Genomic DNA, 21,623 nt, shown 5'->3' on the forward strand with positions numbered 1-21,623 from the left:
CGGTACGGGTTCCGTACCTGACGCGGTCCCACGCGCGCGCGGGAGTGGTGGCTCAGTGGGACCGGTTCAGCAGCCGGCCCCGGGGGGCGGTGAACTCGCCGCCGGACACGATGCGCTCGCCGCGCAGCCAGGTGGACTTCACCACGCCCCGCAGCGTCCGGCCCGCGTACGCGGTGACGCGGTTGCGGTGCTGGAGGCGGGCCGGGTCGACGGTGAAGGTCTCGTCGGGGGCGAGGACGGCGAAGTCGGCGTCACGCCCGGCCTCGATGGCGCCCTTGCGGTCCAGGCCGGCGAGGGCGGCGGTGCGCGCGGACATCCAGCGTACGACGTCCTCCAGGCCGTGTCCGCGCTCGCGGGCCTCGGTCCAGACGGCGGAGAGGCTCAGCTGGAGCGAGGAGATGCCGCCCCAGGCGGTGGCGAAGTCGTCCGTCTTCAGGTCGGCGGTGGAGGGCGAGTGGTCGGTGACCACGCAGTCGATGGTGCCGTCGGCCAGCGCCTGCCACAGCAGGTCCTGGTTGGCGGCCTCGCGGATGGGCGGGCAGCACTTGAACTCGCTGGCGCCGTCCGGGACCTCCTCGGCGGTCAGGGTCAGGTAGTGCGGGCAGGTCTCGACGGTGATCCGCACGCCCTCGGCCCGCGCCTGGGCGATCAGGGGCAGCGCGTCGCTGGAGGACAGGTGCAGCACGTGCACGCGCGCGTTCAGCCGCTTGGCCTGGGCGATGAGTGCGGCGATGGCCGTGTCCTCGGCGTCGCGCGGCCGGGAGGCGAGGAAGTCGGTGTACCGGGGGCCGCCGTGCTGCGGGGCGGCGTCGAGGTGGTGCGGGTCCTCGGCGTGCACGATCAGCAGGCCGTCGAAGCCGGATATCTCCGCCAGCGAGGTGGCCAGCTGGTCCTGGTCGAGGTGCGGGAACTCCTCCACGCCCGACGGCGACAGAAACGCCTTGAAGCCGAAGACACCGGCGTCGTGCAGCGGGCGCAGGTCCTTGACGTTGCCGGGCAGGGCGCCGCCCCAGAAGCCGACGTCGATGTGCGCCTTGTCGCGGGCCACGTCCTGCTTGACGCGCAGGTTGTCCACGGTGGTGGTGGGCGGCAGGGAGTTGAGCGGCATGTCGATCAGGGTGGTGATGCCGCCGGCCGCCGCGGCGCGCGTGGCGGTCCAGAAGCCCTCCCACTCGGTGCGGCCCGGGTCGTTCACGTGGACGTGGGTGTCGACCAGACCGGGCAGCAGGACGTCGTCGCCGAGGTCCTCCAGGCGGGCACCGGCCGGCACCGGCGCGTCATGGGGCAGTACGGCCGTGATCGTGCCGTCGGCGACCGCGACGGACGCGGCGCGCGTCCCCTCGGGCGTGATGACTCGTGTCGAGCGCAGCACCAGTTCAGCCTCGGACACCGGGACCCCTCTCTTCGTCGCCGCCGTGCTTCCAGGACACGAGATGTGCAGGGACTTAGGCCCATTTACACCCATGTAACGGACTTCAACGTTCTGTTGAAGGAGTCTTCACTCCCACCCTCACCCCGTCAAGGGGCACACTGCTGGACAGCCGGTCGGCGTACACACTCTGGACGTTTCCACAAAGCGGAATTAGAATTCCAATAGACAGAACGTAGTTCCGTACAGGCAGGGAGTCAACCGTCCCCCCGGTAGGCTTTGGCCCTTCCTGCCCGCCCCGAAAGGAACGCGCCGTGCCGACGTCCAGCGCCAGCACCACCGACTCCGCCAAGTCCTCCGCCAGCGGTGGCGTCCAGTCCCTCGAGCGCGCCTTCGACCTGCTCGAGCGGATGGCGGACGCGGGCGGCGAGGTGGGCCTGAGCGAGCTGTCCGCCGCCAGCGGACTGCCCCTGCCGACCATCCACCGCCTGATGCGCACGCTCGTGGCCTGCGGATACGTCCGCCAGCAGCCCAACCGGCGCTACGCGCTCGGCCCCCGGCTGATCCGTCTGGGCGAGTCCGCCTCCCGCCTGCTGGGCACCTGGGCCCGCCCCTACCTCGCCCGGCTGGTCGACGAGACCGGTGAGACGGCGAACATGGCGCTGCTCGACGGCGACGAGATCGTGTACGTGGCGCAGGTGCCGTCCCGGCACTCGATGCGGATGTTCACCGAGGTCGGCCGGCGGGTGCTGCCGCACTCCACGGGGGTGGGCAAGGCGCTGCTGGCCCACACCCCGGACCACGAGGTGCGCGCCCTGCTCGCCCGGACCGGCATGCCCGCGGCCACCGAGAAGACGATCACGACTCCGGAGGGATTCCTCGCAGCCCTGGAGGACGTGCGCAAGCTCGGGTACGCCATGGACGACAACGAGCAGGAGATAGGGGTCCGCTGCCTCGCGGTCACCGTGCCCGACTCCCCCACCGCCGCCGCGATCTCCATCTCCGGGCCGGCCGGGCGGGTCACCGAGTCCGCGACCGAGCGCATCGTCCCGGTCCTGCAGCAGGTGGCGGCGGAGCTGTCCCAGGCGCTGACCAGCGCGGGCGCGCCGGCCTGAGCGAACGGGGACCGGCCGGGAGCGAACGGGGACCGGCCGGGCGGCCGGCCCCCGTGGTGTCAGTCCCCCGGCGCGGTGAGCCGTGCGTCCGCCGGGGCGCCGGGCCGCAGGACGGACGGCGGCGGGGGCGCACCGAGCCGTCCGTCGCGCATCTGCGCCACCGAGTCCACCGTCTCCAGATGGGTCCGGTCGTGGGTGACCAGGACCGTTGCGGTGCCCCGGTCGCGGGTGAGGCGGGTCAGGAGCGTGAGGACGGCCGCGCCGCGCTCGTGGTCCAGGGCGCTGGTGGGCTCGTCCACCAGCAGCACCGACGGTTCGTTCATCAGCGCCCGGGCGATGTTCACCCGCTGCCGCTGGCCGCCGGAGAGCTGGTGCGGACGGCGGTGCGCCTGGCCGGCGAGACCGACGGCGGCCAGCAGCTCCCGCGCGCGGCCCGCCGCCGCGCGACGGCCGTCGAGGCGGGCCATCACCTCCAGCTGCTCCGCCGCGGTCAGCGAGGGCAGCAGGTTCGGCTGCTGGAAGACGATCCCGATGTCCCGCCGGCGCAGCGCGGCCCGCTCCGCGGCGCTCAGCCGCCCGGTCGGCGTCCCGGCCACCCGCACCCGCCCGCTGTCCGGTGTGATCAGCGTGGCCGCGACCGCCAGCAGGCTCGACTTGCCCGAGCCGGAGGGCCCCACCACCGCCGTGACGGTGCCCGCGGGGACCTCCAGGGACACCCGGTCCAGCGCGGTCAGCCTGCCGTCCCCGTCAGGGTAGGTCAGGGTGACGTCGTCCAGCAGCAGGCTCATCGCACGCCTCCCAGCGCAGTCAGCGGGTCGACGGCGGTGATCCGCCGCACGGACAGGGCGGCGCCCAGCACGCCGAGGACGGTCATCACCGCGGCGGGCACCAGGACCGTGGCCGGATCGAGCACGAAGGGCACCGTGCCGCCGCCCCGCACCAGGGCACCGGCCAGGCCCGCCAGGGCGGTGCCCGCGAGCGTGCCGGCGGCCAGCAGGACCACGGCCTGCCCCAGCGCGTCGCGCAGCAGGTACCCGGTGGCGGCCCCCAGGGCCTTGAGCACGGCGATGTCGGGCGCCCGCTGGATCGTCCAGACCGTGAAGAAGGCCCCGACGACCAGCGCGGAGATGACGAACAGGAACCCGCGCATCAGTTGCAGCGATCCGTTCTCGGCCCGGTAGGAGCCGATCGCCGTCACGGCCTCCCCCTTGGGGAGGGTCCTGGTGCCGGCGGCCTCGTCCCCGGCGGTGACGTCGGCGCCGTGCGTGCGCAGCGCGATCACCGTCGCCCGGCCCCCGTCCCACGCCGTCCACACCACGGGCGTGTGGCTGTAGGAGGCACCGCCCGTCACGGCCGTCACCGTCCACGAGGACGCCCCGAGCCGCACCCGGTCCCCGGCCGCGACCCCCAGGTCCGAGGCCGCCTTCTCGGAGAGCACCGCCTGTCCGGGGGCGACCTCGTGCGGCGCGAGGCCGGAGCCGGGCCGCACCGCGAACACCGACAGGGCCGCCCTGCGGCCGCCGGCGGTGGCGTCCACCGTGCGGATCGCCACCGGTTCGGCGTACGGCACCCGCTGCGCCCACCGGGCGACGGCGGCCGGCGGCAGCGACGAGCCGGTGAACGACACCGCCTGCCCGTCCGGCGGCGCGGCGAAGGCGAGGTGGTCGGCGGGCAGGCCCCGCACCGCCGAGGTGTTCTCCTCGGCGAGCCCGGCGGTCAGCCCGGACAGCAGCCCCACGAGCAGGGTGATCAGTACGACCACGGCTCCCATCAGGGCGAACCGCCCCTTGGCGAACCGGAGGTCTCTCCATGCGACGAACATGTCCCCCAGCCTCGGCGGCGCACCCCCCGCCGCGCATCGCGCCGGGGCACGCTCCTGCCGGATCGAAGGGTGCGGCCGCCTTTCCACCTTTCGGTTGACCGGTCCCGCGCACCGCCCGCTTACGCTGGGTCCGTCATGGACGTCCGCCCGCACTCCCCCGTCGTCGTCACCCTGCGGCTGTGCCTGTACGCGCTGTTCGCCGGGCTCCTCGCGCTCGCCGCCCTCCGCGCCGGCGGCCCCGCGACGGTGGCGGCGGCGCTCGGCACGGGCGCGGTGTTCGCCCTCGGCGCGCTGAGCCCGGCGGTGCGCCGCTCCCGGCGCCGCTCGGCGGTGTGGCTGGCGGTCCTGAGCGCGGCCTGGCTGGTGCTCCTCGCGTTCTCCCCCGAGGCCGTCTGGGCGGCCTTCCCGCTGTACTTCCTGCACCTGCACCTGCTCCCGGCCCGCTGGGGACTGCCCGCCGTCGCGGCGACCGCGGCGGCGGCGATCGCCGGATTCACCGGTCACGGGGAACACGTCAGCGCGGGCGTGTTCATCGGTCCGCTGCTCGGCGCGGCGGTGGCCGTGGCCACGGTCCTCGGCTACGAGGCCCTGTACCGGGAGAGCGAACGGCGCCGTGAGCTGATCGAGGAACTGGTGGCCACCCGGGCCGAGCTGGCCGACGCGGAGCGCGCGGCCGGCACGCTCGCGGAGCGGGAGCGGCTGGCCCGGGAGATCCACGACACGCTCGCCCAGGGCCTGTCCAGCATCCAGCTGCTGCTGCGCGCGGCCCAGCGCGGGATCCCCGGCGACTCGCCGGCCGCGGCCCACATCGAGCAGGCCCGCGCCACCGCGCAGGACAACCTCGCCGAGGCCCGCCGTTTCGTGCGTGCCCTGACGCCGCCGGACCTGGAGCACGGCTCGCTGACCGGCGCGCTGGAGCGGCTCTGCTCGCGCGTGGCGGCCCCGCCGGTGGTCCGCTTCTCGGTCAGCGGCGCCCCGGCCGGGCTGCCCACCCCGTACGAGGTGGCGCTGCTGCGGATCGCGCAGTCGGCGCTCGGCAACACCCTGCGGCACGCCCGCGCCGCCCGCGCGGAGGTCACCCTCAGCTTCATGGACACGGCGGTGGCACTGGACGTGGTCGACGACGGGGTGGGCTTCGCCCCGGACGCGGGGGCGGCGGCCGGCGCGGGGGCGGTACGGACAGCCGGGGCGGTACGGACGGCCGGCGCGGCGGGGGTGACGGGGACTGCGGGGGCAGCGGGCGCGAGGGTGACGGCCGGAGGCACGGCGGGCGCTGCCGCGGGCGGCGGGGCGGACCTCGCGAGGGACGGCGGTGCGGCCGCGGGCGGCGGGGCAGGCCCCGCGACGGGCGGCAGGTCGGCCGACCACGGTACGCAGGCGGACGGCGGTGCGGCTGAAGGCCACGGTGCGGCGGCGGACCGCGGCACGGCTGAAGACCGGCTCGCGGCGGCGCACCGAGGCGCCGCGGAGAGTGACGGCGCGGTGGCGGGCGGCGGTTTCGGGCTGCCCGCGATGCGCTCGCGCGCAGAGGCGCTGGGCGGCACGTTCGCGGTGGAGTCCGCGCCCGGGCAGGGCACGGCGGTGGCGGTCACCCTGCCCTACCCGGCCGCCCGTGGCGCGGGAGGCGGCGCGTGACGATCCGGCTGCTGCTGGCCGACGACCATCCCGTGGTGCGCGCGGGTCTGAAGGCCGTCCTGTCCGCCGAACCCGACTTCGAGATCGCCGGGGAGGCGTCCACGGCGGAGCGCGCCGTGGAGCTGGCCGCCACGGGCGGGTTCGACGTGGTGCTGATGGATCTCCAGTTCGGGCCGCGCGGCGCGCACGGCACGGAGGCGACGGCGGCGATCACCGCGCGGTCCGGCGCGCCGCGGGTCCTGGTCCTGACCACGTACGACACCGACGCGGACATCCTCGCGGCCGTGGAGGCCGGTGCGGCGGGCTACCTGCTGAAGGACGCGCCACCGCACGAGCTGGCCGCGGCGGTGCGGACCGCGGCCTCCGGCCGTTCGGCGCTGGCCCCGGCGGTCGCGCACCGGCTGATGGACCGGATGCGGGCGCCGGCCGCCGCGCTCAGCCGCCGCGAGCTGGAGGTGCTGGAACTGGTGCGCGACGGTCTGTCCAACCTGGAGATCAGCAAGCGTCTGTTCCTGAGCCAGGCCACGGTGAAGTCCCACCTGGTGCACGTGTACGCCAAGCTGGGCGTGGAGTCGCGTACGGCGGCGGTCGCGGCCGCCACCGAGCAGGGGCTCATCCGGCGCCGCAGGCCCTGACGCACGGCTCCGCGCGGCGAGCCGTCACGGAGCCGCCGGGGCCGGCGGGCGAGCGCCGGCGGGCACCCCGTGAACCGGTCCGGGGTCGGGCCCGTCCCGGCTCAGCGCACCGGCGGCGTCGGTGGCGGTGGCGGCCCGAACATGTCCACCGCGGCGCGCACCTCCGCGAGGCCGGACCGGAGGGCGCTGACCGAACCTATGGAACCGGCGATCAGCAGCAGGGAGCGGCGCAGCCGGGGAACCTCGGGGGTGCCGTGGGCGGCCATCGCGGCGAGCGAGGCGAGTTCGTCCTCGGCTATGGCACGGTCCGGGAAGTCCCGGGGGTGGGCGGCGAGTTCACGGCGTAACCGGGACACGGCGGTGCGCAGTTCCGCCACCCTCGGGTCCTCTCCGCTGCCGGTCACCGCTCTTTGTCCCAAGCTCCGCAACACAGCCCTCCCCCTCGCACGTCGTCGTGCGCCGTCCCCGGACGCGGGTCAGTAAACGCCACCCGGGGCGCGGTGCGCCACCGTACGGACCGAAATTCAGCCCCGCGCGCCGGGCACGGGCGACGGGCCGTCAGGTATGCAGGACACATGACACCTGTGGACGACATGGACGACGAGGTCGCCGGCCTGGTCCTGGCCGCCGGCGGCGGACGGCGGCTCGGCGGCCGGCCCAAGGCTCTGCTCACCCACCGGGGCCGCCCGCTGGTCGAACACGCGGTCGGGGTGCTCCGGGCGGCGGGATGCACGCGCGTGCACGTCGTCCTGGGCGCGCGGGCGGGGGACGTACGGGAGCGGGCGCGGCTGGAGGGCTGCGTGCTCGTGGAGAACCCCGGGTGGGAGCAGGGCATGGGCTCGTCGCTGCGGGCCGGGCTGGACTCGCTCGCGGGTTCGGGGGCACGGGCGGTGCTGGTCTCGCTGGTCGACCAGCCCGGCATCGGCGCCGAGGCGGCTCGCCGGGTGCGGGCGGCGTTCCGGGACGAGAGGTCGCTGGTCTCGGCGGCCTACGACGGGGTGCGCGGGCACCCGGTGCTGTTCGGTGCGGCGCACTGGGCGGGCGTCGCGGCGAGTGCGGGCGGGGACCGGGGGGCACGCGACTACCTGAAGGAGCACGCCGGGCTGATCACCCTGGTCGAGTGCGCGGACGTCGCGCAGGCGTACGACATCGACACGGAGGCGGATCTGTGCCACCTGGAGTGAACGGGGTGGCACCGAGCGACACCTTTCCTCGACTCAGAGAATCTCGACATCAACAAACCATTGAAGTTCCACGATGAGGAAACTACTATCCACTGATCAGAAGCACCCGACCGCACAGCGGGTGCGAATCACCCCATTCGTACGCCTTGGCACCCGGTGCCACCGCTGAAGGAAGTGACAGCTCATGTCCGCACCAGCGCCGTCCCCGCTGGCCATCGTCGACGCCGAGCCCCTGCCCCGGCAGGAGGAGGTCCTCTCCGACGCGGCGCTCGCCTTCGTGGCGGAGCTGCACCGGCGGTTCACGCCGCGCCGCGACGAACTCCTCGCCCGCCGTGCGGAGCGCCGCGCCGAGATCGCCCGCACCTCCCGTCTCGACTTCCTCCCGGAGACGGCCGCGATCCGCGCGGACGACTCCTGGAAGGTCGCCCCGGCCCCCGCGGCCCTGAACGACCGCCGGGTCGAGATCACCGGTCCCACCGACCGGAAGATGACCATCAACGCGCTGAACTCGGGCGCGAAGGTCTGGCTCGCCGACTTCGAGGACGCCTCCGCCCCCACCTGGGAGAACGTCGTCCTCGGCCAGCTCAACCTGATCGACGCCTACACCCGCAGCATCGACTTCACCGACCCGAGGTCCGGCAAGTCCTACGCCCTGCGCCCGGCCGAGGAGCTGGCGACCGTCGTCATGCGCCCGCGCGGCTGGCACCTCGACGAGCGCCACCTCACCGACGCCGACGGCAAGCAGGTCCCCGGCGCCCTCGTCGACTTCGGCCTGTACTTCTTCCACAACGCCCAGCGCCTGCTGGACCTCGGCAAGGGCCCGTACTTCTACCTGCCCAAGACGGAGTCGCACCTGGAGGCCCGCCTCTGGAACGAGATCTTCGTCTTCGCCCAGGACTACGTCGGCGTCCCGCAGGGCAGCGTCCGTGCCACCGTCCTGATCGAGACGATCACGGCCGCGTACGAGATGGAGGAGATCCTCTACGAGCTGCGCGACCACGCCTCCGGTCTGAACGCGGGCCGCTGGGACTACCTGTTCTCCATCGTCAAGAACTTCCGTGACGGCGGCGAGAAGTTCGTCCTGCCGGACCGCAACGCGGTCACGATGACCGCCCCGTTCATGCGGGCGTACACCGAACTCCTGGTGCGCACCTGCCACAAGCGCGGCGCGCACGCGATCGGCGGCATGGCGGCGTTCATCCCCTCCCGCCGGGACGCCGAGGTCAACAAGGTGGCCTTCGAGAAGGTCCGCGCCGACAAGGACCGCGAGGCCGGCGACGGTTTCGACGGCTCCTGGGTCGCCCACCCCGACCTGGTGCCGATCGCGATGGAGTCCTTCGACAAGGTCCTGGGCGACAAGCCCAACCAGAAGGACCGGCTGCGCGAGGACGTCGACGTCAAGGCGGCCGACCTGATCGCGATCGACTCGCTGGACGCCAAGCCGACGTACGCGGGTCTGGTCAACGCCGTGCAGGTGGGCATCCGTTACATCGAGGCGTGGCTGCGCGGCCTCGGCGCGGTCGCCATCTTCAACCTCATGGAGGACGCGGCCACCGCCGAGATCTCCCGCTCCCAGATCTGGCAGTGGATCAACGCGGGTGTAGAGTTCGAGAACGGCGAGAAGGCCACGCCGGAGCTGGCCCGCAAGGTCGCCGCCGAGGAACTGGACAAGATCCGTGAGGAGATCGGCGACGACGCCTTCGCCGCCGGTCACTGGAAGCAGGCCCACGACCTGCTGCTCCAGGTCTCCCTCGACGCGGACTACGCCGACTTCCTGACGCTGCCGGCGTACCAGCAGCTCAAGGGCTGACGGCCGGACGAGCGGACGGCCCCGGGAGAGGTGTTCCCGGGGCCGCTTCGCGCTCCGACCCGTCCGTCGCCCCGCCCGGACCGGTCACCTCGCCCGGAGGAGCCCGTCAGCCCACCGGGACCTGCCCGTCACCTCGCCGGGACCAGTCCGTCAGCCCTCCCGGCCCAGGTGGACGGACCAGTCCTGCTCCGCCGAGGGCTTGCCGTGCAGGTCCGGGACCCGCTTGAGCCAGTCCGGCCGCCCCTGCCGCGTCCGCGCCGCGCGCCGGGCCTCCTCGGCGGCCAGTTCCTCCCCGCCGGGGAAGTCGGTGGGCAGCCAGGCCGCCGAGGCCCGCGCGCGGGCGTGCAGATGGCCGACGTAGGCCTCGCGCACCTCCTCGGCCGTGGCGAACCCCGGCTCCTCGCTCAGCCAGGCGTCCGGCACCCGGGCCACGATCTCGCGCAGCAGCGTCTCGGTCACCCGCGGCGCCAGCTCGGCGTCGGCCGCGCGCACGTCGGGCGCGTACCGGCCGAGCGCGTGGTGGCGGAAGTCGTACGCCTTCTCGGGCGCGGTCAGGTCCCAGCGGTGGTGGAAGACGAGCGCCGCGCCGTGGTCGATGAGCCACAGGCGCGGGGGCACGACGCCGAGCGTCGGCCAGATCATCAGGTTGGAACTGTGCACGGTACGGTCGACGTTCACCGTCAGCGCGTCCAGCCAGACGATCCGGCCGGCCTCCAGCGGATCCACCCGGAACGACTGCGCGACCTCGGGGGTGAAGTCCCGCGCCCCCGGCAGATGATCCATCCCGAGGTTGACCCCGGCACTGGCGCCGTGCAGGTCCCGCACCTCCTGATGGACCTCGTGCGCGGCGATCGCCGGGTCGAAGTGCACCAGGACCAGCTCCGGGAACCGCAGGCCGAGGGCCCGTGCCAGCTCCCCGACGATCACCTCGGCGACCAGCGCCTTTCGCCCCTGCGCGCTGCCGGTGAACTTGACGACGTACGTGCCGAGGTCGTCGGCCTCGACGACCCCGGGGACGGAGCCGCCGGAGCGCAGAGGCTCGATGTAGCGGGTCGCGGTGACCTCTCTCAACATGTCCGAAGGTCCCGTCGCTCGCCGGCCTCGAAGTCCACGGCCACCTCCAAGACGCTGCACTCCAGGAGTACGGGCAGACCGGCCCTGGGGAGAGTCCGCGGGGTTTCGACCGGCACGCTCGCTCCCCGTCTTCCCAGCAGTCCCTCGACGGCACTGCGGCCCTTGCTCGTGACCTCCGGCATGAAGTGAGCATAGTAACCGAGCGTGACAGGCGGCGGGTGAAGGCCCTGGTCATCAGGGGGTGGACCGCAGCGGCGGTGCCTGCCTCGTCATCCCGGGCGGCTGGAGCAGGGGCGAGGGCTCGGGTCCGGGGTCCTCGGTGTCGACGACTCCGGCGGCCGTGTGGTCGAAGCCGGCCGGCCAGCGGGTGTGCTCACTGGCGAGGGCGCCGGTCAGGCGTGCTTCGGCGAGGTCGGCGGTCCGCAGGTCGGTGCCGCGCAAGTCGGCCATGCGGAGGTCGGCCCGCCGCAGGACCGCGCCGTGGGCGGCGGCCTTGCGCAGGTTCGCCTCGCGCAGGTCGCTCTCGGTGAAGTCGGCGTCGCGCAAGTCGGTCTCGACCAGCTTCGCGGCCCGCAGGTCGGCCAGCACGCAGCGCGCCCGGCGCAGAATCGCCGTCGTGAGGTCGGCGTGCCGCAGGTTGACCGAGACCAGGGACGCCTGGGTCAGATTGGCGTGGTACAGGCCGGCCGCCTCCAGGCAGGCACGGTCGAAGTTGACCTCGGGGAACCACAGTCCGTCGCAGTCGGCCCGGCGCAGGTCGGTGATGCTGAGATTGACCCACGACTGCTCCCGCTGCCGGCACAGCACGCCGAGCGCGGTCAGCGCCACCTGGGCGTCGGCGGCGCGGGTCTCCAGGGGTGCGATGTCGTTGATGGACACGTCCGCGGCCGGTGCGGGAGGCCCGGCGGGTGGCCAGGGCAGGTGGGTCCGCAGATACGCGGCCTGGATGGAGATGACGGCCTCCCGGTCGCGGGCGGACTGCTCGGCGATCCGCCACAGCGCGTGCAGCCCGCCGATGCGCACATCCAGCTTGTCGCTGCCGAGCTGGTCGACGGCCCGGCTGAACCGGTCGGTGACGTGACCCTCCTGGGTGGCGCGCAATCCGTCCTGGCTCACCCGCAGTTGCCGCCAGGTGGCGTACGCGCCGAACAGCACGACCAGGCCGCCGGCCACCTGCAGAAGCGTCGTACGGACATCGTTGACCGCCTTCAGCCGGTCCTGCGCGGCGACGCTCGCCCCGGCGAGATCGTGGTCGACCACCACCCCCGGCAGTACGACGAACACGGTGCCCAGAGCGACCAGCCCCGCACCGGCCAGCAGACCCGCGGCCGCACGACGCCTGACCGGCCCGTCGTGCCATGCGCGCCGTCCGCGGTCTGTCTCCCCCGTCTCCATGGGCACGAGAGCCTAGTGCGGTGCGCCGCCGGCCCGCGACACGGCAACGGCCTGACCTGCTTCCCGACCCCGCCCGCCATCCGGCCGGGGCGGGCATCGGGTCCGCCTCCTGCCGAACCCGCTAGCAGCTAGCCGCCGGCCAGCGGGTTCGGCAGGGGACGGTAGCGGGCGTCCGCGCCGTCCGCGCCCGTCCAGCGCAGCAGCAGGTTGGTCTTGCCGGGCAGTGTCGGGGCGCTGAGCAGAGCGGGGATCTCCGGCAGGTCGTGGCGGGCCAGTTCGCCGCGCACGGCGGGCCACGGGTCGAAGCCGGGCCGGCGTTCGGCCAGGGCCGCGGCGATCTCGGTGAGGTGGTTGACGACCAGGCAGTACACCAGCCGTTCCCAGCCGGCCGCCCGGTCCACGTCGGACAGGAGTTTCACGCCCTCCGCGTCCCGGAACAGCGCCTGCACGGGCAGGCCGCGGACGTCGACGGCGACCAGGGAGTTCTGCAGGTGCGCCTCCAGGACCACACCGTGCCGGGCGAAGGCGGTGAGGGCCGGTGGCACTACCTGGCGCAGGTACGCCCCCCACCACACCGCCGGATCCAGCGGACCGTCCAGCGGGTTGCCGCAGAACCCCTCGGCCAGGGCGGCGGCGAGCAGCGGGGTCGCGCCCGGCAGCAGGTGCCGGCCCGTCCCGTCGCGGACCACGACGGCCAGTTCCTCGAAGGCGAAGGCGGCGGTGCGGTAGCCGCGGTCGCTCAGCCAGGCCGCCGGGCCGCCGGCCGCCGCGAGGGCGGCCGTGGCCGCCGCGTCGGTGCGGCGCAGTCTCAGCAGGTCGTGCCGCCACAGCCGGCGTACGTCGTTGGTGATGCGCACGTCCAGGCTGAACTTCAGGAACAGGTCGGCGTCCGGGGCGTGGACGGTGCGGACCGCCGCGGTGGGCCGCACGTCCCAGGCGGTCGTGCCGAGCCGGAGCAGCCGGCCGTCCGCGAACGCTTCGGCGAGGCCGCCGCCCACCAGGCCGAGCTGCCACGGGTGGGCGGGCAGCAGCCGGTAGCCGGGCGGGGCCTGACCGAGGGCGTCCAGCGCCGAGGTGTCGCCTTCCTCGACCGCCTGGTCGGCGCGCACCGCGAGCAGCTCCAGCGGGAAGCGGGCGTACGCCTCCGGCGCGTACGGCAGCCAGGAGGTGACCGGCCCGCCCCCGCGCGCCTTGGGCGCCGGGTGGTACGGGTGACCGGTGACGAGGGACTGCTCGGAGCGGGTGTACAGGTCCTCGGGCGGCGTCGCGCGGTCGCGGGCGGCGAGCAGCGCCGCGACCGCCTCCCGGCTGTCGATCATCTCGGCGGGCAGTTCGTCGTTGGTCACACCGGTGTGGCGGCGCAGTTCGTCGGCGGCGAGTTTGACCAGTTCGGCGTGGCCGACGCGCTGCCAGCGGCCGGCGGCGAACACCTCGGGCCCGGCGGGCCGCCGCCCGCCGCGCACGCGCAGCAGCCGCCCGCCGCCCGGCAGCCGGTACACCTGCCGTCCCCCGGCATCCGGGCACCGCCGGGCCACCTCGCGGACGAGGCAGTTCAGCAGGGGCGCGGCAGCGTAGGCGTCGGCGCGCGCGGCGACATCGTCGGTCGGGGGTGCCGCGGCACGGCCGGGCACCGCCGGCGCCCGGGTGCGCGGTGTCGCGACGCGGTCGGTGGGGGGTGCCGCCGTGTCGTCGGCGGGGGGCGTCGGCTCCATGCGTTCCATTCGTTCCGTACGTCCACACGGTGCGAGGGTGATCAGTATGTCCGTCCGGCGCGCTACCGTGACGCCCGCGCCCCCCGATCCGTACCCGAGGAGCCCGACCGTGCACCGTTTCCCGACCGCCGAGGCCGAGATCGGCGAGGAACTGGCCGTGGTGCGGCCCGGCCTGGTCCCACGGTACGCGCGCGAGCTGAGCGGCGCCCGGGCGTCCGTGCTGACCCGGCTGTGGCGGGGGCTCGCCCACGAGCCGCTGCCGTGGATCACCGGCCGGCGGCGGGAAGGGGACGCGCTGGTGCTGCGGCTGTCCGACGGCCGGGTGCTGCAGGGGCCGCCTGCGGACCCGTACGCCACGTCCGCGTACGTCGCCTCGGTGCGCCTGGACGGCACGGCGTACGACGACCCGGCGCGGCTGACGGCCGCGCTGGGGGTGCCGCACGGTGACGCGTTCGCGGCCGAACTGGCGCACAGCGTCGCCTCGCTGGCCCTGTCCCGGGCCGGTCAGCCGGCCGGTGCCGGAGCCCTCGTCCCGCCGGTCCCCGCTGACTCGTGGCCTGCCGCGGACCGGGAGTGGGAGTGGGAGCAGGGGGTGGTCGACGGGCACCCGTTCCACCCCAACTGCCGTTCCCGGCCCGGATTCTCGGTGGCCGAGCAGTTCGCGTACGGGCCCGAGCACCGGCCCGTGGTGGAGCTGGGGCTGGTGCCCGTCCCGGTGCGGGAGTGCCTGGTGAGCGGGGTGTGGCCGGAGGAACTGCGGGACGGCGGGCGGCTGCTGATCCCGGTGCACCCGTGGCAGGCGGAGCACGTGCTCGAGCGGCCCGCCGAGGGCGCCGGTCTCCCCGCTCACCCGCTGATGTCGCTGCGCACCCTGGCCCTGCCGGGCGGCCCGCACGTCAAGACCGCGCTGTCGGCCCGGCTGACGTCCTCGGTGCGGGACATCTCGGTCGGTTCGGTGGCGGCGTCGGCCGCCCTGTCGGCCTTCGCGGAGGACCTGGTGGGCCGCGCCGGCGGCCTGCTCCACATCACCCGTACGCTCGGCGCCGCCACCGCCCGCTCCCCGGACCTGGCGGCCCTGTGGCGCGAGCCGCCGCAGACGTACACGGCCTCCGGCGAGCACGTCGTGCCGGTGGCGGCCCTGCCCGTCACCGGCCTGGCCGACTCGCCCACGTGGCTGGCCGGCTTCGCCCGCCTCGCGCTCACCGTGGGGCTGCGTCTGCTGGAGCTGGGCGTGGCCCTGGAGGCCCACGGCCAGAACCTGCTGGTCGTGCTGTCCGGCGACGGGACCCCGCTGCGCCTGGTCTACCGCGACCTCGCCGACATCAGGGTGAGCCCCGCCCGCCTGGCCGGGCACGGCATCCCCGTCCCCGGCCTGCCCGCCCGCAACCTCACCGACGACCCGAGGGCGCTGCGCCGCAAACTGTTCGGCTCACTGGTGGCGGGCGCGCTGGCCGGGACGGCGGGGTCGGGACCGGCCCTGCGCGCCGCGCTGGAGAGCGCCGTACGCGGCCTGCCGCGCACCGCCGATTCCCGGGCCCTGACCGAGGAGCCGCTGCCCGCCAAGGCGCTGACGCTGATGCGGCTGTCCCCCGGGCACGCCGGGGACCTGTGGACGGGTCTGCCCAACCCGCTCGTTTTGGTCCCACCCCGTTCTGATCAATAGGATCCGCCGATGATCACAAGACAACGGCTGGCGGCAGGAGTCTGTGCTCTGCTCGCCGCCCTGACGGCCGGGATGGCCTTTCCCGCCGGTGCGGTCGCCGACGAGCCGGACGGCACGGCCGCGCCGAAGGTCGAACTCGTCCTGGACGTCAGCGGTTCCATGCGCACACGGGACATAGACGGCGGGTCGCGGATGGCCGCGGCCAAGCAGGCGTTCAACGAGGTGCTCGACGCCACCCCGGAGGAGGTCCAGCTCGGCATCCGGACCCTGGGCGCCAACTACCGTGGCGAGGACCGCAAGACAGGCTGCAAGGACACCGCGCAGCTCTACCCGGTCGGCCCGCTGAACCGCACCGAGGCGAAGACGGCGGTGGCCACGCTCGCGCCGACCGGCTGGACTCCGATCGGCCCCGCGCTGCAGAAGGCGGCGGCCGACCTCAAGGGCGGCGACGGCACCCGCCGTATCGTCCTGATCAGCGACGGCGAGGACACCTGCCAGCCGCTGGACCCGTGCGAGGTGGCGCGTGAGATCGCGGCCCAGGGCATCGGACTGACCATCGACACGCTCGGCCTGGTCCCGGACGCCAAGACCCGCGACCAGCTCAGCTGCATCGCGGACGCCACCGGCGGCACCTACACCTCCGTCCGGCACAAGGAGGAACTCTCCGACCGGGTGGGCCAGTTGGTCGACCGGGCCGCCGATCCCGTGGTGACCCCGGTCGCCACCGAGGGCGCGGCCGACTGCGCCAAGGCGCCGGCGCTCAAGTCCGGCCTGTACACCGACCGCGAGGAGTTCGGGCAGCAGCGCTGGTACCGGGTGGACGTGAACCCGGGCCAGGAGCTGCGGGCCGCGGTCAGCGTCGCCGACGACCGCACCGTGCGGCCCGACTACGGGGTGCTGCTGCGGGCGGTGACCGTGCACGGCCGGGAGATCGTGCGCGGCGAGGCGGCCGGCACCGGCCGCACCGACGTCGTCTCCACCGGCCTGCGCTACCCGAAGGCGAAGAGCGACGACGACAACGCCCCGGCGGAGACGGTGTGCCTGCAGGTCACCAACTCCTTCGCCGCGGCGGACGGCGTCAAGACGACGCCGGGCCTGCCGCTGGAGCTGACCGTCGACGTCGTGGGCGCCCCGGGCAAGGCGCATGACGTGGCGGCGTTCGGACTGGGCCGCGGCTGGTGGCTGCTCGGCGTCCTGGTACTGGTCGGCTTCCTCGCCGGACTGGTCTGGGGCTGGCTGTCGCGCTGGCGCGTGGCGATCTGGAGGACCAACTGATGCGTCTCACACGTGCGTTCGGTGCCGCGCTGCTGGCACTGGGACTGGCGGCGGCCCCCGCGGCGGCCGACTCCTCCCCGTCCGCGAGCCCGTCCGGCGACGGCAAGGCCCCCACCCAGGCGGGCACCTCCTTCCGTACGGCGACCGAGATCGAGCAGGGGCAGCAGGCCACCGCGACCGGTTCCACGGGCGACTACCTGTACTGGTCGTTCCCGGCGGACGCCGGGCAGCGGCCCACGGTCCACGCCACGGTGAAGCTGCCCGACAAGCACACCACCCAGACCTGGCAGCTCGACGTCTACGACGGTCTGCGGCGCCGCCAGTCGTGCCAGTACGGCGCCCAGACGCGGACCGCCGAGGCCGGCACGCCCTCCGTCGAGCTGGCCTGCGTCCTGCGTACCGTCCGCGCCTGGGCGGAGCCGTGGGCCAACGACCCGCTGCCGGGCACGTACTACGTCCGGCTCACGGTGGTCGGCCTGCAGCCCTCGGACCTGGGCCTGCCGGTGAGCGCCGAGGTGAAGGCCGACTCCAAGCACATCGGCGGCGCGGCGGCCGTGGACGGCTCGCTGGCGAAGCCGCTGGTGCCGGGCATCGCGGTCAAGTCCCAGCAGGACGAGGCCGGTTCGGGCAGCGGGGACGGTTCGGCGACGAAGAAGCCGGCCGTGCTCTCCAGCATCGAGCCCGACGACGGCTGGTCCTCGGGCTGGTGGTCCGACCGGTGGGTGTGGACCGGGATCGGCGCGGTGCTGGCCGCGCTCGCGGGCATCGGCGGGTACGCGCTGACCCGGGGCTCCGGGCGGCCGTCGCGGGTACCGCCGGGCGCCTGACCGCACACCGCCCCACCTGACGGGACATCAACTCCCGGTACCGGCAAGGCCCGCCCCCTCGGAGGCGGGCCTTCGCCGCATCCGCCGCGGGCATCACCGAGCCACAGGTGCCGCCCACACCCCCGGCTCCTGCCCCCGGTGCCGGCGCCGGCCGCCTCCCGAGTCACGGACGCGGCAGGCAGCAGGCACCGGTTGCCCCCGCGCCGTCGGCGTCACCGGTGCCGCCGCCTCGCCCTCACGCCTCCCGCAGGGCCTTGGCCAGCGGACCGTCGCCGGTCACCGTCACCCGGCCGTCGCGCACCGCTTCCAGGAGTTCCGCTTCCCCGCGCGCCACGGCCACGCAGGCCGGGGAGTCGAGCGTCAGCCGGGCGTCGGGTTCGCGGGGAGCGGGCCCGTCGCCGTACGGGACCCGCTCCCTGCCGCCGGCGTACAGGTGGAAGACGCCCTCCTCCAGCACCACCTCGACCAGCCCCTCGCCGTCCAGCGCCCGCAGCAGGGGCAGCGCGAACCAGTGCGCGCGCACGGCGTCGGTGGGCCGCGGCTCGCCCAGCTCGGCCTGCCCCCACTCCCCCAGCGCCTGGAGCACGGGCAGCAAGTCACGGCCGCGCGGGGTGAGTTCGTAGACGAAGGCGGCGCCGGGCGGCGGCAGCCTGCGCCGGCTCGCCAGCCCGTCCCGCTCCATGTCCTTGAGCCGCGAGGCGAGGACGTCGGTGCTCACCCCCGGCAGATCGGCGTGCAGATCCGTGTAGCGGCGGGGACCGGCCAGCAGTTCCCGCACGATCAGCAGGGTCCAGCGGTCGCCGACGGCGTCGAGCGCGCGGGCGGCGGAACAGTACTGGTCGTAGCTTCGGCGAGGTGACATGCGACGCAGTCTAGACATGTTGTTGGACTTTCCAAGCTCGTACTTGGTAAAACCAAGCGTCACCAAGAACCGGAGGGACGCATGGAGTTCCGGCAGTCGAGCAAGCTCAACGAGGTCTGTTACGAGATCCGCGGCCCGGTGATCGAGCACGCCAACGCGCTGGAGGAGGCGGGCCACAGCGTGCTGCGCCTGAACACGGGCAACCCGGCGCTCTTCGGCTTCGAGGCGCCGGAGGAGATCGTCCAGGACATGATCCGGATGCTCCCGCGGGCGCACGGCTACACGGACTCGCGCGGCGTCCTCTCCGCCCGCCGGGCGGTCGCCCAGCGCTACCAGGAACGGGGCCTGGAGGTCGGCGTCGACGACGTCTTCCTCGGCAACGGCGTCTCGGAACTGGTGTCCATGGCCGTCCAGGCCCTGCTGGAGGACGGCGACGAGGTCCTGATCCCCGCGCCGGACTACCCGCTGTGGACCGCCGTGACGACGCTGGCCGGCGGCAAGGCGGTCCACTACCTGTGCGACGAGCAGGCCGACTGGTACCCGGACCTGGACGACATGGCGTCGAAGATCACCGACCGCACCAAGGCGGTGGTGATCATCAACCCGAACAACCCGACGGGCGCCGTCTACCCGAAGGAGGTCCTGGAGGGCATCCTCGAACTCGCCCGCCGGCACGGCCTGATGGTCTTCGCCGACGAGATCTACGACCAGATCCTCTACGACGACGCCGTGCACCACTCGACGGCCGCGCTCGCGCCCGACCTGGTGGTCCTGACCTTCTGCGGCCTGTCGAAGACGTACCGCGTGGCGGGCTTCCGCTCCGGCTGGCTGGTCGTGACCGGCCCCCGCCGGCACGCGAAGGACTACCTGGAGGGCCTGACGATGCTGGCCTCCATGCGCCTGTGCCCCAACGCCCCGGCGCAGTACGCCATCCAGGCCGCGCTGGGCGGCCGCCAGTCCATCCGCGGCCTGACCGTGCCCGGCGGAAGGCTGCACGAGCAGCGCGACGTGGCCTGGCGCAAGCTGAACGAGATCCCCGGCGTCTCCTGCGTGAAGCCCAAGGGCGCCCTGTACGCCTTCGCCCGCCTCGACCCGGCCGTCCACGAGATCCACGACGACGAGAAGTTCGTCCTGGACCTCCTCCTGCGCGAAAAGATCCAGATCGTCCAGGGAACCGGCTTCAACTGGCCCGCCCCGGACCACTTCCGCATCCTCACCCTCCCGCACGCGGACGTCCTGGACACGGCGATCAGCAGGATCGGACGGTTCCTGGGCGGGTACCACCAGTAGCCGGCCGGCACTCACGCGAGCACGGTCTCGCACCAGACGGTCTTCGTGTACGGGTCCGCGCACACCGTCCCCCAGTGGCTCGCCAGTGCCTCGACGCGGAGGAGGCCGCGGCCAAACTCCGCGTCGGGGGACGGCGGCGGGAGCGTGCCGGGACCGGGCGGGCGCCGCTCCGGGCGTGGGTCCGTGACCTCGATGCGCAGTGCGGGGACGGGACCGGCGGGGTGGAGCGTGAGCCGCAGGCGGAAATCGCGGCCCCTCACCCCGCCGTGTTGCACCGCGTTCGCGGCGAGTTCGGCGACGAGCAGAGCGGCCGTCCGGTTCGCCTCCGTGTCGTACGGCCAGCCCCAGTCGTCGAGTTGGTGCGCCGTCAGGCGGCGGGCGAGGCGGGCGCCTCTGGCCGTGGCCGACAGGCGGATGGCGAAGTGGGCGGCGGGAGCGGTCGAGCGGGCGGTATCGGCGTTCATGTCACCCAGCGTGGCCGGTCGTCACTACGCTGTGCAGTCATGGAGGTCGTACTCAGCGTCGCTGTCCGGCCCTCGTCCGGGCCTGTCCGGGCGGCGACGCGTGACGCGAGGGCCCCTGGCGGCGTTGGGATCGGACAACACACCAAGGAGTCGGAGCGTGGGCGGGATGGGGCAGGGGCCACAGAACGGTGACGGGCTGGAAACGGGCTCGGAGGACGAGGAGTCGGCGGCCGTCCTGCGGACCGTCGGCAAGGTGGTCAAGAAGTTCCGCGAACGGCAGGGCCTCACGCAGGCGGAGTTGGGCGCGGCCATCGGCTACAGCGAGGAGCAGGCCTCCGCGGTGGAACGGGGGCGGCGGACACCGAAACCCCAGTTCCTGGAAGCGGCGGACCGGGTGCTGGACGCCGGCGGAGTGATCGCCGCGCTCAGCAAGGACGTGGAGGAGGCCCGCTACCCGAAAAAGGTCCGCGACCTGGCCAAGCTGGAGGCCGAGGCGGTGGAGATCTGCGCCTACGACAACTCGGTGGTCAATGGGCTGTTGCAGACGGAGGAGTACCTGCGGGCCGTGTTCGCGTCGCGGCGCCCTGCCTTCTCGGAGGAGGACGTAGAACGGCTGGTCGCTGCACGGCTGGCACGGCAGAGGGTACTGGACGGGAAGCAGATGATCCCGGCTTTCAGCTTCGTGCACGATGAGGCTGCCCTGCGGCGCCCGGTCGGAGGCAGAATGGTGCTGCGCCGTCAGCTCGAACGGCTGTTGGAGGCCGGACAGAAGCGAAACGTGGAGATCCAAGTGTTGCCCCTGGCTTGCGAGGACAACGCCGGTCTCGACGGCCCCTTCCACCTGCTGCGGCTGAAGGAAGGCACCACCGTGGGGCACAGCGACATCCAACTCGTCAGTCGGTTGATCTCGGACCGCAGGGAGATCCAGATCCTTGAACTGCGCTATGGGATCATCCGGGCTCAGGCCCTCACGCCCCGAGAGTCGCTGGCCTACATCGAGAAACTGCTGGGAGAGACATGAGCGTGAAGCCCCTGGCCGGTGACGGCACCGAGCTGCGGTGGTTCAAGAGCAGCCACAGCAACCCCGACGGCGCTGCCTGCGTCGAGGTCGCCTTTGCACCGAAGACCATCCACGTACGCGACTCGAAGGACAGGCAGAGCCCTCAGCTCAGTTTCCGGCCGCAAGGGTGGGCAGCGTTCATCTCGTACGCCACCGATCACTGACGAGGCAGTGGTACGAGGAGCGGGTGCGCGCGCCGTACGGGCTCGACTTCTACGCCGGGTTCCCCGAGGCGCTGGAGCCGAGGTGGCGCGAGGTGCTGCCGCTGGAGCCCACGCCCGAGGAGGTGGAGCTGCTGGCGGCGCGTGCCGTGGCACCGGACAGTGTCGCCGGGATCGCGTTCAACGCGCACGCCCCCGAGCCGACCGATCTGGTCGCCTTCGGCAACAGCCGCCGGGGCAGGGCGCCTCGCCCGAGAACGGCCGTCTGGC

Annotated in this window: 20 protein-coding genes; 11 read left to right on the top strand and 9 right to left on the bottom strand. The window is 73.8% G+C overall.

The genetic code is table 11. The features are described from left to right. Nucleotides 1–52: 52 nt before the first annotated feature. Entirely contained in the window at nucleotides 53–1,390 is a 1,338-nt protein-coding gene (allB, locus tag ABZ719_RS13830; RefSeq protein ID WP_366725398.1) for an allantoinase AllB, read from the bottom strand. Nucleotides 1,391–1,683: 293 nt separating this feature from the next. On the opposite strand from allB, the gene ABZ719_RS13835 reads away from it, so the two are divergent. After that, on the top strand, nucleotides 1,684–2,484 hold the full coding sequence (locus ABZ719_RS13835) for an IclR family transcriptional regulator (protein ID WP_366725399.1): 801 nt from the start codon (nucleotides 1,684–1,686) through the stop codon (nucleotides 2,482–2,484). 59 nt (nucleotides 2,485–2,543) lie between these two features. On the opposite strand, the gene ABZ719_RS13840 is transcribed toward ABZ719_RS13835, so the two are convergent. Then, complete coding sequence (locus tag ABZ719_RS13840; RefSeq protein ID WP_366725400.1) at nucleotides 2,544–3,272, bottom strand: ABC transporter ATP-binding protein; 729 nt, start codon at nucleotides 3,270–3,272, stop codon at nucleotides 2,544–2,546. Then, nucleotides 3,269–4,306 (bottom strand): ABC transporter permease, encoded by a 1,038-nt coding sequence (locus tag ABZ719_RS13845; protein ID WP_366725401.1) that lies wholly within the window; start codon nucleotides 4,304–4,306, stop codon nucleotides 3,269–3,271. Before ABZ719_RS13845 ends, ABZ719_RS13840 begins: the two co-directional genes overlap by 4 nt. A 135-nt stretch (nucleotides 4,307–4,441) precedes the next feature. On the opposite strand from ABZ719_RS13845, the gene ABZ719_RS13850 reads away from it, so the two are divergent. Together ABZ719_RS13850 and ABZ719_RS13855 are read left to right on the top strand one after the other, a co-directional pair. Continuing rightward, the gene (locus ABZ719_RS13850; protein ID WP_366725402.1) at nucleotides 4,442–5,941 is read left to right on the top strand and encodes a histidine kinase; all 1,500 of its coding nucleotides are present in this window, start codon (nucleotides 4,442–4,444) and stop codon (nucleotides 5,939–5,941) included. Then, nucleotides 5,938–6,576, top strand: coding sequence for a response regulator transcription factor (locus tag ABZ719_RS13855; RefSeq protein ID WP_366725403.1), 639 nt, complete (start codon nucleotides 5,938–5,940; stop codon nucleotides 6,574–6,576). The genes ABZ719_RS13850 and ABZ719_RS13855 overlap by 4 nt, the downstream gene beginning before the upstream one ends. Before the next feature lie 101 nt (nucleotides 6,577–6,677). Here ABZ719_RS13855 and ABZ719_RS13860 read toward each other — a convergent pair whose 3' ends face one another. Further along, complete coding sequence (locus ABZ719_RS13860) at nucleotides 6,678–7,007, bottom strand: DUF5955 family protein (RefSeq protein ID WP_366725404.1); 330 nt, start codon at nucleotides 7,005–7,007, stop codon at nucleotides 6,678–6,680. Nucleotides 7,008–7,151: 144 nt separating this feature from the next. Here ABZ719_RS13860 and ABZ719_RS13865 point away from each other — a divergent pair, with 144 nt between their 5' ends. After that, the gene (locus ABZ719_RS13865) at nucleotides 7,152–7,760 is read left to right on the top strand and encodes a nucleotidyltransferase family protein (protein WP_366725405.1); all 609 of its coding nucleotides are present in this window, start codon (nucleotides 7,152–7,154) and stop codon (nucleotides 7,758–7,760) included. Nucleotides 7,761–7,944: 184 nt separating this feature from the next. After that, nucleotides 7,945–9,570 (top strand): malate synthase A, encoded by a 1,626-nt coding sequence (gene aceB, locus ABZ719_RS13870; protein WP_366725406.1) that lies wholly within the window; start codon nucleotides 7,945–7,947, stop codon nucleotides 9,568–9,570. A gap of 150 nt (nucleotides 9,571–9,720) precedes the next feature. Here aceB and ABZ719_RS13875 read toward each other — a convergent pair whose 3' ends face one another. The 3 genes from ABZ719_RS13875 to ABZ719_RS13885 all read right to left on the bottom strand — a co-directional run bounded on the left by ABZ719_RS13875 (nucleotide 9,721) and on the right by ABZ719_RS13885 (nucleotide 13,760). Then, nucleotides 9,721–10,644, bottom strand: coding sequence for a HipA family kinase (locus ABZ719_RS13875; protein WP_366725407.1), 924 nt, complete (start codon nucleotides 10,642–10,644; stop codon nucleotides 9,721–9,723). 234 nt (nucleotides 10,645–10,878) lie between these two features. After that, nucleotides 10,879–12,039: a pentapeptide repeat-containing protein gene (locus ABZ719_RS13880; protein WP_366725408.1), complete on the bottom strand. Its 1,161-nt coding sequence runs from the start codon at nucleotides 12,037–12,039 to the stop codon at nucleotides 10,879–10,881. Nucleotides 12,040–12,167: 128 nt separating this feature from the next. Next, nucleotides 12,168–13,760 (bottom strand): IucA/IucC family protein, encoded by a 1,593-nt coding sequence (locus ABZ719_RS13885; protein ID WP_366725409.1) that lies wholly within the window; start codon nucleotides 13,758–13,760, stop codon nucleotides 12,168–12,170. 100 nt (nucleotides 13,761–13,860) lie between these two features. On the opposite strand from ABZ719_RS13885, the gene ABZ719_RS13890 reads away from it, so the two are divergent. The 3 genes from ABZ719_RS13890 to ABZ719_RS13900 are packed head-to-tail and all read left to right on the top strand — an operon-like array spanning nucleotide 13,861 to nucleotide 17,516. Beyond that, the gene (locus tag ABZ719_RS13890; RefSeq protein WP_366725410.1) at nucleotides 13,861–15,414 is read left to right on the top strand and encodes an IucA/IucC family protein; all 1,554 of its coding nucleotides are present in this window, start codon (nucleotides 13,861–13,863) and stop codon (nucleotides 15,412–15,414) included. 9 nt (nucleotides 15,415–15,423) lie between these two features. Continuing rightward, nucleotides 15,424–16,689 (top strand): VWA domain-containing protein, encoded by a 1,266-nt coding sequence (locus ABZ719_RS13895; RefSeq protein WP_366725411.1) that lies wholly within the window; start codon nucleotides 15,424–15,426, stop codon nucleotides 16,687–16,689. Then, nucleotides 16,689–17,516: a hypothetical protein gene (locus tag ABZ719_RS13900; RefSeq protein WP_366725412.1), complete on the top strand. Its 828-nt coding sequence runs from the start codon at nucleotides 16,689–16,691 to the stop codon at nucleotides 17,514–17,516. Before ABZ719_RS13895 ends, ABZ719_RS13900 begins: the two co-directional genes overlap by 1 nt. 235 nt (nucleotides 17,517–17,751) lie before the next feature. Here the strand turns inward: ABZ719_RS13900 and ABZ719_RS13905 are convergent, their stop codons facing one another. Beyond that, nucleotides 17,752–18,378, bottom strand: a complete 627-nt coding sequence (locus ABZ719_RS13905; protein WP_366725413.1) for a winged helix-turn-helix transcriptional regulator — start codon at nucleotides 18,376–18,378, stop codon at nucleotides 17,752–17,754. 81 nt (nucleotides 18,379–18,459) lie between these two features. Here ABZ719_RS13905 and ABZ719_RS13910 point away from each other — a divergent pair, with 81 nt between their 5' ends. Next, nucleotides 18,460–19,668, top strand: a complete 1,209-nt coding sequence (locus tag ABZ719_RS13910) for a pyridoxal phosphate-dependent aminotransferase (protein WP_366725414.1) — start codon at nucleotides 18,460–18,462, stop codon at nucleotides 19,666–19,668. 11 nt (nucleotides 19,669–19,679) lie between these two features. Here ABZ719_RS13910 and ABZ719_RS13915 read toward each other — a convergent pair whose 3' ends face one another. Next, nucleotides 19,680–20,132 carry an ATP-binding protein gene (locus ABZ719_RS13915; RefSeq protein ID WP_366725415.1) on the bottom strand — a complete coding sequence of 151 codons (453 nt, stop codon included), beginning with the start codon at nucleotides 20,130–20,132 and terminating at the stop codon, nucleotides 19,680–19,682. Nucleotides 20,133–20,298: 166 nt separating this feature from the next. On the opposite strand from ABZ719_RS13915, the gene ABZ719_RS13920 reads away from it, so the two are divergent. Both ABZ719_RS13920 and ABZ719_RS13925 read left to right on the top strand, forming a co-directional pair. Beyond that, nucleotides 20,299–21,153 (top strand): helix-turn-helix transcriptional regulator, encoded by an 855-nt coding sequence (locus tag ABZ719_RS13920; RefSeq protein WP_366725511.1) that lies wholly within the window; start codon nucleotides 20,299–20,301, stop codon nucleotides 21,151–21,153. Further along, nucleotides 21,150–21,356: a DUF397 domain-containing protein gene (locus ABZ719_RS13925; RefSeq protein ID WP_366725416.1), complete on the top strand. Its 207-nt coding sequence runs from the start codon at nucleotides 21,150–21,152 to the stop codon at nucleotides 21,354–21,356. The genes ABZ719_RS13920 and ABZ719_RS13925 overlap by 4 nt, the downstream gene beginning before the upstream one ends. Nucleotides 21,357–21,623: the final 267 nt, after the last annotated feature.

This window comes from Streptomyces sp. NPDC006743 (assembly GCF_040703815.1).
Classification (GTDB): Bacteria; Actinomycetota; Actinomycetes; order Streptomycetales; family Streptomycetaceae; genus Streptomyces.